Source organism: Kitasatospora sp. NPDC001683 (genome assembly GCF_053596495.1).
In genome coordinates, this window is the sequence record NZ_JBSFGK010000024.1 from 1 (window position 1) to 14,495 (window position 14,495).

The following is a 14,495-nucleotide window of genomic DNA, read 5'->3' on the forward strand; positions in this document are numbered from 1 at the left end:
GCGGACGATGCCGCTGGAGGCGGCCCGGGCGGCCGGGATGGTCGGGGTGGACACCCGAGGACACCGGGCCGCCGCGCGTCAGGGGTTGAGCACGACCTTGCCGAAGACCTCGCCCTTGGCGAGCCGGGCGAAGCCGTCCCGGGCCTCGGACAGCGGCAGCACCGAGTCGATCACCGGCCGGACGCCGGTGTTCGCGCACAGCGCCAGCAGCCCGGCCAGCTCCTCCTTGGTGCCCATGGTCGAGCCGACCACCTTGAGCTCCAGGAAGAAGATCCGGTTCAGCTCGGCGGCCTTCGGGCTGGGGCCGGAGGTGGCGCCGGAGATGACGATGGTGCCGCCCGGGCGCAGCGACTTCACCGAGTGCGACCAGGTCGCCGCGCCGACCGTCTCCATCACCGCGTCCACCCGGGCGGGCAGCCGGGCGCCGCTCTCGAAGGCCGCGTCCGCTCCGAGCTCGACCGCCCGCCGGCGCTTGGCCTCGTCCCGGCCGGTGACCCAGACCCGCAGGCCGGCCGCCTTGCCGAGGACGACCAGCGCGGTCGCCACCCCGCCGCCGGCGCCCTGCACCAGCACGGTGTCACCGGGCTTGACCCCGGCGTTGGTGAACAGCATCCGGTAGGCCGTCAGCCAGGCCGTGGGCAGGCAGGCGGCCTCCTCGAAGCTCAGCTCCGCGGGCTTGGGCAGCAGGTTCCAGGTCGGCACGGCCACCTGCTGGGCGAAGGTGCCCTGGTAGCGCTCGGTCAGGATGGACCGGGGCTCGTCCGGGCCCACGCCGTGACCGGTCTGGCCGATCACCGAGTGGATGACGACCTCGTTGCCGTTCTCGTCGACGCCGGCGGCGTCGCACCCGAGGATCATCGGCAGCTTCTCGGCGGGCAGGCCGACGCCGCGCAGCGACCACAGGTCGTGGTGGTTGAGGCTGGCAGCCCTGACCGTCACCACGCTCCAGCCGGGGCGGGCCTGCGGCTCGGGGAGTTCGCCCAACTCCAGGCCGCTGAGCGGGTCGTCGGCGTCGATACGGGCGGCATAGGCAGCAAACATGCCCCGGACACTAGCCGGGACGGCCGAGGCCGGGAACCACGCGTACGTGTGACGCGCGTCCCGGCCTCAGCTGTTCCCCCCTCGCCTCCGGGCGCTCGGACCCGCTGCCGGCGGTCGTCGCTCCGGCGCTCGTGCCTCGCTTGTCGCTCTCCCTCCTTGCCCGCCATCGGGCAGGAGGGGCTCACCCTTTCGGGAGCGGCGCGCCCTTCGACTCGGGGGGAACCGGGGGAGCGGCCGTCACAGTCGGCGCGCTCCCTCGACACCGCGTCAGATCCTGGCCACGCCCTCGGCGCGGGCGGCGTCGGCCACGGCCTTGGTGACCGCCGGGGCGACCCGCTCGTCGAACGGCGAGGGGATGACCTTCTGCGGCGTCAGCTCGTCGGCCACCACGCCGGCCAGCGCCTTGGCGGCGGCCAGCTTCATGCCCTCGGTGATCCGGGAGGCCCGCACCTGGAGGGCGCCGGCGAAGATGCCCGGGAAGGCCAGCACGTTGTTGATCTGGTTCGGGAAGTCGCTGCGCCCGGTGGCGACGACCGCCGCGTACTTGTGCGCCACCTCGGGGTGGATCTCCGGGTCGGGGTTGGCCATCGCGAAGATGAACGCGCCCTCGGCCATGGTCGCCACGACCTCCTCCGGCACGGTGCCGCCGGAGACGCCGATGAACACGTCGGCGCCGGCCAGCGCGTCGGCCAGCGAGCCCTTGAGGCCCGAGCGGTTGGTCTGCTCGGCGATCTCGGCCTTGACGTCCGTCAGGTCGCCGCGGCCCTCGTACACCACGCCCTTGCGGTCGCAGACGGCCACGTCGCCGATGCCCGCGGCCACCAGCATCTTGGCGATGGCGATGCCGGCCGCGCCGGCGCCGGAGATCACGGCCCGCAGCGAGCCGATCTCCCGGCCGGTCACCTTGGCGGCGTTCCACAGGGCGGCGGTGGTGACGATCGCGGTGCCGTGCTGGTCGTCGTGGAACACCGGGATGTCCAGGGCCTCCTGGAGGCGGCGCTCGATCTCGAAGCAGCGCGGGGCGGAGATGTCCTCCAGGTTGACGCCGCCGAAGGAGGGGGCCAGCCGGACGACCGTCTCGACGATCTCGTCCACCTCGGTGCAGGCGAGCGCGATCGGCACGGAGTCCACGCCGCCGAACTGCTTGAACAGGATGGCCTTGCCCTCCATCACCGGGAGCGAGGCCTCCGGGCCGATGTCGCCGAGACCCAGCACCGCGGTGCCGTCGGTGACCACCGCGACGGTGTTGGACTTCCAGGTGTAGTCGTTGACCAGCTCCGGCTGCTCGGCGATGGCCGTGCAGACCCGGGCGACACCGGGGGTGTAGGCGAGGGACAGGTCGTCCGCGTCGCGCACCGGCACGGTCGCCCGGATCTCCATCTTGCCGCCGCGGTGGAGCGCGAAAACGGCGTCGACCGGATCGTCGGTGTCCTGGGTGCTGCTGATGATCTCCGCTGCCACGATGACCTCTTCGTCATTGATCTGGCGAGGTGCGCGGCCGACGGGCAGGGCGGCCCCGTCCGGAAGCCGGAAACCGGGTACGCCGAAGCGGACCCGGGGTCGGGGTGGGGCGCTGTCGTCGGGTGGCGCCCTCGGATGAGGGTTTTATGGGGTCTTGTTCTTGATCCGCATTGTGCTACCGGGCCGAGCGTAGGGTCGGACGGAGGCATCGCACCTATGCCTTTTCGTCCTCGTCACGTGCCGTTCATCGCCGTGCTGTCGCCTCGACTGGAGTCCGGCGTCGGAAGCGCCGGGCCCCGGCGGCGGCAACGGCGTGGAGGCACGCGCACCCACAGGAGTGAACGCAGACCCGTGGGGGAGTCGGCGCCCCGGATACGGAGCCACGTGATGACTTCCGGTCCTGGGCACCCCGAGCCTGTCGGGGCTCGTCGGTCTGGTTCGAGCGTCCGGGGGTCACCCGGTACCGAATTCTGACACACCCGCCGCCGGGCCCGGCAGGGCGGGATGACAGGATCGCATGTCCGTCATTCGCCGTACACCAGCGCGACACCGCGGCGCCCCGCGGTCCGCCCCCAGGAGCAGCCCTCATGCCTCACGTCCTCCCTGCCCACCGTCCGGCCGTCGCCGGAGTCGTCCTGGCCGCCGTCGGAGCCCTGTTGCTCACCGGTTGCGGCGGTGGCGGGCAGGCCGCCGCGAGCGACCCGGTCAAGGACATCCGGGCCAAGCTGCCCAAGGCCCAGCGCTCCGCCGGGGTGCTGCGCATCGGCATGGACGTCAACCTCACGCCGGTGGAGTTCCACGGCCCGGACGGCAAGCCGACCGGTCTGGACCCGGACCTCGCCGCCGCCCTCGGCCGGATCCTCGACGTGCGGGTCGAGTTCCAGGACACCCCGTTCGACAAGCTGATAACGGGCCTGCAGGGCAAGCAGTTCGACGTGGCGATGTCCGCGCTCAGCGACATCCGCCAGCGCCGCGAGGGCCTGGACGAGAACGGCAAGCAGGTCAACCCGGGCGTCGACTTCGTGGACTACTTCATCGCCGGGACCTCGATCGTCGTCCCGAAGGGCAACCCCAAGGGGATCCGCGCCCTGGACGACCTGTGCGGACGCACCATCGCCTTGCAGCAGGGCACCAACCAGGACGACATCGCCACCCGGCAGACGGCCGTCTGCGCCCGCACCGGCCGCCCGCTGACCGTGCACCGCTTCGACTCCGACGCCAAGGTGCTGGCCGAGGTCGCCTCCGGCGCGGCCGCGGCCGGCCTGAACGACTACCCGGTGGCCGCCTACGCGGCGAAGACCACCGACGGCGGCAACCGCTTCGAGGTGACCGGCACCCTGTCCACCTCCAACCCGTACGGGATCGCGGTGCGCAAGGAGGACACCGGGCTGCGCGACACCCTGTCCAAGGCGGTGGACCAGCTGATCCGCAGCGGCGAGTACGACAAGATCCTCGACAAGTGGAACGTGAGCGCGGGCGCGGCGCAGAACGCGGTGGTCAACGGGGGCATCTGAGCGGGGGCGGCGGGCCTCCCGGCAGAGCACAGGCGGATCTGCATACTTATACGCAGGGTGACAGGGGCACGCGATCCGTCCGAATAGCGGACGCCGCGGGCCCTTGTTATCCGATTTTGATCTGAATGAGGGCCACCTGACCGTCCTCAGATGGCAGGATTCCCCCCATCTCGGATCGAGCCGGCCACTGGTCGAGGCGGTTCAGATCGACGTCCACCTCGGCGGAGGGTGGCGGAAAGCAGTACCCCGCACCACCCTGGGCTGCCCCCTGCGCCCAGGCAACTGCACCACCGGCAACGCCCGTACGACGACGTACAGCGACACCACCACCCGTACGGCTCCGTACGGCCAGCTGCCCCGGTGCGCCGCTCCCGCGGCGCGCTCCGCCCGATTTCTCTCCCCAGGAGGAGATCCCCCTCATGACCGCCCGTACCCAGCGCACCCGCCTCCTCGCGGCCGGCGTGGCCGCCGTGTCCGTGTCCCTCGTGCTGACCGGCTGCGGCAGCAGCAAGCCGTCCGGCTCCTCCGGCGTCAACGCGAGCGCGACGGTCCCCGCCGTGACCAGCGACGCGGCACTGGCCGCGCTCGTCCCGGCCGACGTCAAGTCCGCCGGCAAGATCGTCGTCGCCACCGACGCCTCCTACGCGCCCAACGAGTTCAAGGACGACAAGGGCGCCATCGTCGGCATGGACGTGGACCTGGCCAACGCCATCGCCAAGAAGCTGGGCCTGACCGCCGACGTCCAGAACGCGACCTTCGACGCGATCATCCCGGGCATCACGGGCAACAAGTACACGATGAGCATGAGCTCCTTCACCGACACCAAGGAGCGCGAGGCGTCGGTCGACATGGTCACCTACTTCAGCGCCGGCACGGGCGCCGCGGTCAAGAAGGGCAACCCGGAGAAGATCGACCCCACCGACCTGTGCGGCAAGAAGGTCGCCGTCCAGACCGGCACCACCCAGGCCGACTCGGTCAAGGACACCATCAACCCCGCCTGCACCAAGGCCGGCAAGCCGACCGTCCCGAACGACGGCGACAAGTTCGACCTGCAGACCGACGTCACCCAGGCGCTGGTCTCCGGCCGCGACCAGGTCATGCTGGCCGACTCCCCCGTCATCGACTACGCGATCAAGCAGACCAACGGCCAGCTGGAGAAGGTCGGCCAGGTGACCGACACCGCCCCGTACGGCGTCGTGCTGCCGAAGAACTCGCTGCTCTCCAAGGCCGTCCAGGGCGCCATCCAGTCCCTGATGGCGGACGGCACCTACAAGAGCATCCTGGAGAAGTGGGGCGTGCAGGCCGGCGCGATCGACAAGTCCGTCCTCAACGGCGCCACCAGCTGAATCCGCTGCTCTGAACACAACCCCTGAGGCCACACAGTGAACTCTTCCGACCAGGGGTCGGTGCACCCGGGACGGCCCGAAACCCTCAAGGCCGTCCCGGTCCGCCACCCCGGACGCTGGGTCGGGGCAGCAGTCGTCGCGGTCCTCGCGGCGATGCTGATCCACGCCCTCACCACGAATCCCCAGTTCCAGTGGGACGTCGTCGGCACGTACCTCTTCGACTCCTCGATCCTGCACGGCCTCGGCGTCACCCTCGAACTGACCTTCCTCTCCATGCTGATCGGCGTCTCGGGCGGCGTGATCCTCGCGATCATGCGCCTGTCGCCGAACCCGGTGCTCTCCAGCACCGCCTGGTTCTACATCTGGGTCTTCCGCGGCACCCCGGTGCTGGTCCAGCTGCTGTTCTGGAACTTCCTGGGCACGCTGTGGGCCAACATCTCGTTCGGCATCCCGTTCGGCCCGGCCTTCTGGTCCGAGCCGACCAACCAGGCGATCCCGCTGTTCGTCGCCGCCCTGCTGGGCCTGGGCCTCAACGAGGCCGCCTACATGGCGGAGATCGTCCGCGGCGGCATCCAGTCCGTGCCGCTCGGCCAGACCGAGGCCGCCCACGCGCTGGGCATGAGCCAGTTCAACACCATGCGGCGGATCATCCTGCCGCAGGCCATGCGGGTGATCATCCCGCCGACCGGCAACGAGACCATCTCGATGCTGAAGACCACCTCGCTGGTCTCGTCGATCGCCCTGGAGGAGCTGCTCCGGGCCGGCCAGAACATCTACTCCCGCACGTTCCAGACCATTCCGCTGCTGATCGTCGTCAGCATCTGGTACCTGCTGATGACCTCGATCCTCACCGTGGTCCAGTACTACATCGAGCGCTACTACGCCCGCGGCGCCAACCGGGTGCTCCCGCCCACGCCGCTGCAGCGACTGCGCCGGCTGTTCGCCGGCAAGCCCGTCCCGCCGGCCAAGGACGACGTGGTGCCCGGCCTCGAAGGAGGTGGCCACGTATGACCGATCTGACGAAGCCGCAGGTGACGGACGCCGTGGCGGTCCCGATGGTCGAGGCGCAGGGCGTGCGCAAGTCCTACGGCCTGGTGGAGGTGCTCAAGGGCATCGACCTGGAGGTCAAGAAGGGCGAGGTGTTCGTCCTGGTCGGCCCCTCCGGGTCCGGCAAGTCGACCTTCCTCCGGTGCATCAACCACCTGGAGAAGATCAACGGCGGCCTGCTCTCGGTGGACGGCGAACTCGTCGGCTACCGGATGAAGGGCGGCCGGCTGCACGAGCTGAAGGACCGCGAGGTCGCGCAGAAGCGCCGGGACATCGGCATGGTGTTCCAGCACTTCAACCTGTTCCCGCACATGACCGCCCTGGAGAACGTCATGGAGGCGCCGGTCCAGGTCAAGGGCGAGAACAAGGCCGAGGCCCGGGAGCGCGGGATGGCCCTGCTGGAGCGGGTCGGCCTCGCCGACAAGGCGAAGAACTACCCCTCGCAGCTCTCCGGCGGCCAGCAGCAGCGGGTGGCGATCGCCCGCGCGCTGGCCATGAAGCCCAAGCTGATGCTCTTCGACGAGCCCACCTCGGCGCTCGACCCGGAGCTGGTCGGCGAGGTGCTGGACGTCATGCGCGGCCTGGCCGAGGAGGGGATGACGATGATCGTCGTCACCCACGAGATGGGCTTCGCCCGCGAGGTCGGCGACGCACTGGTGTTCATGGACGGCGGCGTGGTGGTCGAATCCGGCAACCCCCGCGAGGTGCTCACCAACCCCCAGCACGAGCGGACCAGGGCGTTCCTCTCCAAGGTGCTCTGAACCCGTACGGTCGGCGCCCGGCAGGCGACTTCCTGCCGGGCGCCGCCGTTTTCCCCAGCCGGGTAATAGGCTGGAAGCAATCAGCCCGTTACCGATACCCCTGGAAGGACCGCCGTGGAGCTCGCCTCGTACGCCGATCTCGCCGTTCGGCTGGTGAACACCGAGGAACCCGAGCGCGGCACTGACTCGCTGACCTCGGTGGACGCCGTGCGCGCCCTGTTCTCCGACTCGTCCCGTGCCGCCGCGCTGGCCGACGAGTCCGACGTGCCCCGGCTGCGGGCAGTGCGGACCAGGCTGCGCGGGGTGTTCGAGGCCGCCGCCGAGGGGGACGAGGTCCGGGCCGTCGACCTGCTGAACAGTCTGCTGATGGAGTACCCCGTCAGCCCGCTGGTCTCCGGGCACGACTACCCGGACGCCGCCGGCCGGCCGCGCTGGCACCTGCACCTGGCCGACAACTCGCCCACCGCCACCGCGCACTTCAGCGCCGTCGCCTGCATGGGCCTGGCCGTCCACCTCACCGAGCTGGGCGCCGACCGGCTCGGCATCTGCCAGGCCGCGCCGTGCCGCAACGCCTACCTGGACACCTCGACCAACCGCTCCCGCCGCTACTGCTCCGACCGCTGCGCGACCCGCGCCAACGTCGCCGCGTACCGGGCCCGCAAGCGGCAGGAGGCCGAGGCGGCACTGCACTCGGGCAACTAGGGCCTCGGGGGGGTCAGACCTCTTCCACCCACACGCCGAGGCGGCGGGCCAGGCCCGGCACCCGGGAGAGCCGGGGGCCGAGCAGCAGCCGTTCCAGCCCGCGGCCCGGCGCCAGCCAGGCGGGGCTCGGGCGCAGCCGCAGCAGCACCCGGCCGAGCACCAGTTCGTCCGGGACCGGACCGTAGCTGCGGCTGTCGCTGTCCACCGGGCGGTTGTCGGACAGCAGCCACCAGCCCTTCGGGCGGCGCTCGGCGGCCCGCTTCACCACCAGCAGGTCCTGCTGGAGGGGGTGCCGGAACAGCACCACCGCCCCGGGCCGGATCGGCGCGCCGTAGCGGACCAGCAGCCGGTCGCCCTCGCGCAGGGTCGGGATCATCGACGGGCCCGCCACGTCGACCAGTCCGAACGGCAGCAGGCCACCGCCCGCACCGCCCTGCGGTTCCGTGCTCCGCGCCACGACTCCTCCTCCCGGACCGCCCGCCCCCAGTCTGCCGTACGGACCGTCATCCGTTCGGTGTCCGGATTACCCCGGTTCAGGGTCCGTCTTTTGCCCTAGGCCCACCGCCCGGCCGCGAAACCCGGAGGCCGGAAGGGTAGTCTCGGGCGCGGGAAGACGATCTAAGGAAGGACTCCCATGTTCTCTCGTCTGTTTGCACCGCGCGCCACCGCTCACGCCCACTGCGACCTGCCGTGCGGTGTGTACGACCCGGCGCAGGCCAAGCTGGAGGCCGAGTCGGTCAAGGCCACCCAGGAGAAGTACCAGGCCAACGAGGACCCGCACTTCCGCGCCCGCGCCATCATCATCAAGGAGCAGCGCGCCGAGGCCGTCAAGCACCACATCTCGGTGCTGTGGAGCGACTACTTCAAGGCCCCGCACTTCGAGAAGTACCCGCAGCTGCACCAGCTGATCAACGACACCCTGAAGGCCGCCTCGGCCGCCAAGGCGTCCACCGACCCGGCCACCGGCCAGGCCCTGCTGGACCTGATCGCCGAGGTCGACAAGATCTTCTGGGAGACCAAGCAGGCCTGAGCCTGACGCGTCGCCAGTCGACCGCCCCCGTCCGCTCCGCCGGACGGGGGCGGTCGTGCGTCCACGTGCGATCACCCCCCGGTGGGGGCCGATGGCCTGAGTGACCGTCATGCCGCCAGGGCGTCCGACGGAGAAGTCCGGTGCCGACCGCCCGAGGGGAGTCCCGGGCCTTCCCGAAGTCCTTCCCGCCGCCGACGAACGTCTCCGCGATCGGGAACGACCGGATCGTCGCATGGACTACGTCGACCTGGTCGAGGGCCCGCGCGACCCGGCCGCGATCAGCACCCCGGCCGACCTCCCGCGCACCGTCCCGGCCCGCCGACCGGCCCGATCGAAGCCCCCGGTCGGGCGTACGCTCGAAGTGCGAGCCGACGGACCCCGACCGGAGGAGCGAGACCATGAGCACCATGTCGGCCCCCGCCGCCTTCGACACCCGAGCGCTGCGCGAGGGCATCGAGCGCTGCGACGCCGAGACCCTGCTGGCGCTGTACGCCGAGGACGCCGAGCTGCGCGTGGTCGACCGCAAGACCCAGCCCAGCCACCCCCTGGTGATGCACGGGCGGGAGGAGATCGGCGCCATGCTGGACGACATCTACGGCCGCGAGATGACCCACAAGCTGGAGCAGGTGGTGGTCCAGGGCGACCACGTCGCCTTCCTGGAGTCCTGCCGCTACCCCGATGGGGTGCGGGTCCTGATGGCCTCGATGGCCGACCTGCGGGAGGGCCGGATCGTCGACCAGACCTCCGTCCAGGCCTGGGACGAGGCGGGGACCGAGCAGTAGGCTCGCGGCATGATCCGCACCGCCGTCGTCACCGACGTTCCCGTCATCCTGGCCATGATCCGCGAGCTGGCGGAGTACGAGAAGGCCCCGCAGGAGGCGGTGGCCACCGAGGAGCAGCTGCGCGAGGCGCTGTTCGGCGCCAACCCGGCGCTGTTCGGCCTGATCGCCGAGGACGACGTCACCGGCGAGCCGGTCGGTTTCGCGGTCTGGTTCCTCAACTTCTCGACCTGGCGCGGCACCCACGGGATCTACCTGGAGGACCTGTACGTCCGCCCGGCGGCCCGCGGCGGCGGCCACGGCAAGGCGCTGCTGCTGGAGCTGGCGCGGATCGCCGTCGTGCGCGGCTACGCGCGGGTGGAGTGGTCGGTGCTCGACTGGAACCAGCCCTCGATCGACTTCTACAAGTCACTCGGCGCGGTGCCGATGGACGGCTGGACCGTCTACCGGCTCACCGACGAGGCACTCCGGGACGCCGGGAGCCGTTGAACGGGCACACGCGTACGAACGCACGGCATACGAACGCACGGAGTACGGGCAAAGGCCCTGCCACCCTGCGTCGCAATGCCTTACCATGAGTAACTCCCGCACCGGGTGCGGAGGTCAGACCCAACGCTGGCGGAACTGCCGCATCGATACCCCCGGTCAGGGGTACCAACGGCGCAACCGGTAGCGGTAGAACAGCGGTAGCAGAGGCCCCCTCACCGGGGGTACCAAGCAAGCACAGCGCGTCACCCAGGAGGCAAGGGTGTCCCAGATCGACAGCGATCTCGGAGTTCAGGACTTCGTGGAGGTCCGGCTGCCCGCGGCGGGGGCCTATCTCTCCGTGCTGCGAACAGCGACGGCCGGGCTCGCGGCCCGGTTGGACTTCACCCTCGACGAGATCGAGGACCTGCGGATCGCGGTCGACGAGGCCTGCGCCATCCTGCTCCAGCAGGCGGTGCCGGGTTCCGTGCTGTCCTGCGAGTTCCGGCTGGTCGGCGATTCGCTGAAGGTGACCGTCGCCGCTCCGACCACGGACGGCAAGGCGCCCGAGCGCGACACCTTCGCGTGGACGGTGCTCTCCGCGCTGGCCGGCGAGGTGGACTCCTCGGTCGGCGAGGACAACACCGTGTCGATCAGCCTGCACAAGAAGCGCGGCGGGTCCGCCGCCCACTGACGGGCACCGAGCAGCACCCTGCAAGGGCCGTCCGCCGTTCCCCACCCGGGGCCCGACGGGCGGCTCCCGGTACCGCCCCCGGGCGGTACGACCAACGAGACGATGCCGGGGCCGACGGCCCCGGTGCTCCCGGAACGGAACGGGGGAATGGCCGTGAGTGATCTGGACCGTACCGGCCTCGCGACGGCGGGACCTGCCGTACCGACCCAGGCGAGCGTTCCCGGCCTCGCCGCCAACGACGAAGCGCACCCGAAGGACGCCCACCGGATGAGCCACCCGACCGAGCCGACGTCTGAGCCGACGCACGCCTCCGCTCCTGCGCCGGAACCGGCGGAGGACGCCGCGGACCTGCACGGCGCCGTGCCCGCCCAGGGCTCGCACCGCACCGGTGCGCCGGACCGGGAGGCCGCCCGCGCGCTGTTCGTCAGGTTGTCCGCGCTGCCCGAGGGCTCCCCGGAGCGCGTCGAGCTGCGCAACCAGTTGGTGCGGATGCACATCCCGCTGGTCGAGCACCTGGCCCGGCGGTTCCGCAACCGGGGCGAGCCGCTGGACGACCTGACCCAGGTCGCCACCATCGGACTGATCAAGTCGGTGGACCGCTTCGACCACGAGCGCGGGGTCGAGTTCTCCACCTACGCGACGCCGACCATCGTCGGCGAGATCAAGCGGCACTTCCGCGACAAGGGCTGGGCGGTGCGCGTCCCGCGCCGCCTGCAGGAGCTGCGGCTGTCGCTCACCACGGCGACCAGCGAGCTCTCCCAGCGGCACGGCCGCTCCCCCACGGTGCACGAGCTGGCCGAGCACCTGGGGATCTCCGAGGAGGACGTCCTGGAGGGCCTGGAGTCCGCCAACGCGTACTCCACGCTGTCCCTGGACGTGCCGGACAGCGACGACGAGTCGCCGGCCGTGGCGGACACCCTGGGCGCCACCGACGAGGCGCTGGAGGGCGTCGAGTACCGCGAGTCGCTCAAGCCGCTGCTGGCCCAACTGCCGCCCCGCGAGCAGAAGATCCTGGTGCTGCGGTTCTTCCGCAACATGACCCAGTCGCAGATCGCCGCCGAGGTGGGAATCTCCCAGATGCACGTGTCCCGGCTGCTGGCGCGGACCCTGGCCCAGTTGCGGGAGAAGCTCCTGGTCGAGGAGTAGCAGACGCCGAACGGCCGCCCAGCTCCCGCTGCGGCGGCCGTTCTGCCGTTCTGCCGTTCTGCCGTTCGGAATGTTGCGGGCCTGCGGCGGCCCGTGCGCCCAGTCCTGCCGCGTGCTCAGTTCTCCTGGACGTACAGGGCCGCCGTGGACTTCGGGTTGAGCAGCGCGCCGATGCCCACCAGACCGAGCAGGCCGACCAGCACGCCGGCCGCGATCATCGCGCCGCCGCTCTGGACCATGTAGTAGGCGACCGGCAGGCAGATCGAGTTGGTCAGCACCGCCGGGCTGCGGCCCCAGCGGCGCTCCTTGAGCAGCGCCCGGGCGGCCAGTATCGGCAGCACCCCGAGCAGCACGATGACCAGGCCGCCGAACTCGTTCAGGGCCAGCTGCTTGGCCTGCCCGGACAGCGCGGACACCATGTCGAAGATGCCGACGACGGCCAGCGCGGCGCCCTCCAGGGCGGTGATGGCGGCGCCCAGGGTGAGCGAAACCGGGCGAGCGGGTGCGGATGCGGAGGTTTCTGCGGTCACTCCAGCAGGGTAGCCGCCGGCCGGTCCGTACCGCCCCGTAGGCTTTCCCCATGCGCGCTCTCCTGGTCGTGAACCACAAGGCCACCACCACCAGTGGCCGGACCAGGGACGTACTGATCCACGCCCTGCGCAGCGACCTCAAGCTGGAGGTCGCCGAGACCCAGTACCGGGGCCACGCGCGCGACCTGGCCCGTGAGGCGGCGGCGGACGGCACGGTGGACCTGGTGGTGGCACTGGGCGGGGACGGCACCGTCAACGAGGTGGTGAACGGGCTGCTGACGCACGGCCCGGGCGACAAGGTCCCGCGACTGGCCGTGGTGCCGGGCGGTTCGACCAACGTCTTCGCCCGCGCACTGGGCCTGCCCAACGACCCGGTGGAGGCCACCGGCGCCCTGCTGGACGCGCTGGAGCACGGGCGCGAGCGGCCGATCGGACTGGGCAAGGCGATGACCGACGGGCTGCCGGACCGCTGGTTCACCTTCACCGCCGGCCTCGGCTTCGACGCCGGGGTGGTCGGCCGGGTCGAGGAGCAGCGCCGGGCCGGGCGCAAGTCCACCCACGCGCTGTACGTCGGGCAGGCGGTCAAGCACTACTTCACCCAGCGTGAGCAGCGCCGCTCGGGCCCGGTGGCCCTCGAACTCCCGGGCCACCAAGCCGTTCCGGGCCTGGTGCTGGCCATAGTCAGCAACACCTCGCCGTGGACGTTCCTCGGCAACCGTCCGGTGTATCCCTCGCCGCTCGCCTCCTTCGACACGGATCTGGACGTCTTCGGCGTCACCCGTATGACGGCGTTCGGTACGGCTCGAACGGTCCGTCAGATCCTGCGGTCGTACGCGCCTTCGAGTGACGGTGCCCCGCCGGCCGGGCCGTCCGGAAAACACGTCGTCTCCTATCACGACGTCAGACACTTCACCTTGGTTTCGCAGGAACCCGTCCCGTTCCAGGTCGACGGGGACCATCTTGGAGACCGGAGTCGCGTCAGTTTCACAGGCGTACGGCGGGCACTGCGTGTGATTGTGTGACCGGAAGCGGGGTTCGCCCTTCTTCTCGAACGCACAAGCCCCCTTCACTCCATAGAAGTACCGGCTGTGAGCTATGCGACACCGAAGAATCAAAAATTCCTCCCCGAAGGGGGTTGTATCCGAGCCCGAGGTTTGCGAACCTCTACATGGCGATCGGGACACATCGCAGCGACGGCAACTCCGGAACCACAGGAGCACCGACCGCGGAGTGCCCCTCGAATCGCCGAATCCCCTCCCAGCACAGACCACCCGGGCCCGGTGGGCCTTTGGTCTCTTTTGCTGTTGTGGGATTCGTGAAAGCGTTCACATTCACAAGCCATTCGATTATGCCGATCGGGCCACCCCCCGCGGCAGGAGGAGTTGGACGACCATGGACTGGCGCCACCGCGCTGTCTGCCGCGAAGAGGACCCGGAGCTGTTCTTCCCGATCGGGAACACCGGTCCTGCTCTGCTGCAGATCGAGGAAGCCAAGGCCGTGTGCCGCCGCTGTCCGGTGATGGAGCAGTGCCTCCAGTGGGCGCTCGAGACCGGCCAGGACGCCGGCGTCTGGGGCGGGATGAGCGAGGACGAGCGTCGCGCGATGAAGCGCCGTGCCGCCCGCAACCGCGCCCGCACCGCCTGATCAGCAGCGTCTGATCACACGCCGTAGCACCAGCAGTAACCGCCGTACCGATCAACACATGATCAAAGGCTTCCCTGCACTTCCTGGTGAAGCCTTCCGCACCAAGGGCCTTGCCCGGCGAGGTCCCGCGACACCGGACCGTCCAGCCACTTGATACTGTTCACTTAGAGCAATACTGTGGAGCTGTGGCGCTCACCGTGTGCAACGCACATGCGAGGTGTCGCACCACCCAGAGCCCCCGTTCCGGCCGACTCCCCCCGACGGCCGGAACGGGTTGAGAGGCCCTGTCGACCCACCCCCCCCCGGTCGACAGGGCCTCGTTTCTGTTTCCGCGC

General features: G+C 70.5%; 16 protein-coding genes. 12 read left to right on the top strand and 4 right to left on the bottom strand.

Annotation, left to right across the window (positions count from 1 at the left end):
• Positions 1-78: 78 nt before the first annotated feature.
• Both ACWCYO_RS15405 and ACWCYO_RS15410 read right to left on the bottom strand, forming a co-directional pair.
• Positions 79-1,041, bottom strand: coding sequence for a zinc-binding dehydrogenase (locus ACWCYO_RS15405; protein ID WP_270144170.1), 963 nt, complete (start codon positions 1,039-1,041; stop codon positions 79-81).
• Positions 1,042-1,308: 267 nt separating this feature from the next.
• On the bottom strand, positions 1,309-2,502 hold the full coding sequence (locus ACWCYO_RS15410; RefSeq protein ID WP_270144172.1) for an NAD(P)-dependent malic enzyme: 1,194 nt from the start codon (positions 2,500-2,502) through the stop codon (positions 1,309-1,311).
• Between the two features lie 587 nt (positions 2,503-3,089).
• On the opposite strand from ACWCYO_RS15410, the gene ACWCYO_RS15415 reads away from it, so the two are divergent.
• The 5 genes from ACWCYO_RS15415 (at position 3,090) to ACWCYO_RS15435 (ending at position 7,872) form a co-directional block, all read left to right on the top strand.
• Positions 3,090-4,016 carry an ABC transporter substrate-binding protein gene (locus tag ACWCYO_RS15415; protein WP_270144174.1) on the top strand — a complete coding sequence of 309 codons (927 nt, stop codon included), beginning with the start codon at positions 3,090-3,092 and terminating at the stop codon, positions 4,014-4,016.
• Positions 4,017-4,435: 419 nt separating this feature from the next.
• Positions 4,436-5,362 (top strand): ABC transporter substrate-binding protein, encoded by a 927-nt coding sequence (locus ACWCYO_RS15420; RefSeq protein WP_449784506.1) that lies wholly within the window; start codon positions 4,436-4,438, stop codon positions 5,360-5,362.
• A 36-nt stretch (positions 5,363-5,398) separates the two neighbouring features.
• Positions 5,399-6,373: an amino acid ABC transporter permease gene (locus tag ACWCYO_RS15425; protein WP_270144178.1), complete on the top strand. Its 975-nt coding sequence runs from the start codon at positions 5,399-5,401 to the stop codon at positions 6,371-6,373.
• A 44-nt stretch (positions 6,374-6,417) separates the two neighbouring features.
• A complete protein-coding gene (locus ACWCYO_RS15430) occupies positions 6,418-7,170 on the top strand; it encodes an amino acid ABC transporter ATP-binding protein (protein ID WP_405000807.1) in 753 nt (250 codons plus the stop codon).
• Between the two features lie 114 nt (positions 7,171-7,284).
• Positions 7,285-7,872 carry a CGNR zinc finger domain-containing protein gene (locus ACWCYO_RS15435; RefSeq protein WP_270144182.1) on the top strand — a complete coding sequence of 196 codons (588 nt, stop codon included), beginning with the start codon at positions 7,285-7,287 and terminating at the stop codon, positions 7,870-7,872.
• A gap of 13 nt (positions 7,873-7,885) precedes the next feature.
• Here the strand turns inward: ACWCYO_RS15435 and sodX are convergent, their stop codons facing one another.
• Positions 7,886-8,329: a nickel-type superoxide dismutase maturation protease gene (gene sodX / locus ACWCYO_RS15440; RefSeq protein ID WP_405000647.1), complete on the bottom strand. Its 444-nt coding sequence runs from the start codon at positions 8,327-8,329 to the stop codon at positions 7,886-7,888.
• Positions 8,330-8,506: 177 nt separating this feature from the next.
• On the opposite strand from sodX, the gene sodN reads away from it, so the two are divergent.
• The 5 genes from sodN (at position 8,507) to ACWCYO_RS15465 (ending at position 11,986) form a co-directional block, all read left to right on the top strand.
• A complete protein-coding gene (sodN, locus tag ACWCYO_RS15445) occupies positions 8,507-8,902 on the top strand; it encodes a superoxide dismutase, Ni (RefSeq protein ID WP_045699892.1) in 396 nt (131 codons plus the stop codon).
• A gap of 398 nt (positions 8,903-9,300) precedes the next feature.
• Positions 9,301-9,684 (top strand): nuclear transport factor 2 family protein, encoded by a 384-nt coding sequence (locus ACWCYO_RS15450; RefSeq protein WP_270144186.1) that lies wholly within the window; start codon positions 9,301-9,303, stop codon positions 9,682-9,684.
• Between the two features lie 9 nt (positions 9,685-9,693).
• A complete protein-coding gene (locus tag ACWCYO_RS15455) occupies positions 9,694-10,170 on the top strand; it encodes an N-acetyltransferase family protein (RefSeq protein WP_449784507.1) in 477 nt (158 codons plus the stop codon).
• Positions 10,171-10,429: 259 nt separating this feature from the next.
• Positions 10,430-10,840, top strand: coding sequence for an ATP-binding protein (locus ACWCYO_RS15460; protein ID WP_270144190.1), 411 nt, complete (start codon positions 10,430-10,432; stop codon positions 10,838-10,840).
• 153 nt (positions 10,841-10,993) lie between these two features.
• A complete protein-coding gene (locus tag ACWCYO_RS15465) occupies positions 10,994-11,986 on the top strand; it encodes an RNA polymerase sigma factor SigF (protein ID WP_270144192.1) in 993 nt (330 codons plus the stop codon).
• 116 nt (positions 11,987-12,102) lie between these two features.
• On the opposite strand, the gene ACWCYO_RS15470 is transcribed toward ACWCYO_RS15465, so the two are convergent.
• The gene (locus tag ACWCYO_RS15470; RefSeq protein WP_270144194.1) at positions 12,103-12,516 is read right to left on the bottom strand and encodes a hypothetical protein; all 414 of its coding nucleotides are present in this window, start codon (positions 12,514-12,516) and stop codon (positions 12,103-12,105) included.
• Between the two features lie 50 nt (positions 12,517-12,566).
• On the opposite strand from ACWCYO_RS15470, the gene ACWCYO_RS15475 reads away from it, so the two are divergent.
• A complete protein-coding gene (locus ACWCYO_RS15475; RefSeq protein WP_270144196.1) occupies positions 12,567-13,538 on the top strand; it encodes a diacylglycerol/lipid kinase family protein in 972 nt (323 codons plus the stop codon).
• 370 nt (positions 13,539-13,908) lie between these two features.
• Positions 13,909-14,160 carry a WhiB family transcriptional regulator gene (locus ACWCYO_RS15480; RefSeq protein ID WP_014138019.1) on the top strand — a complete coding sequence of 84 codons (252 nt, stop codon included), beginning with the start codon at positions 13,909-13,911 and terminating at the stop codon, positions 14,158-14,160.
• The last annotated feature ends 335 nt before the right edge of the window (positions 14,161-14,495 follow it).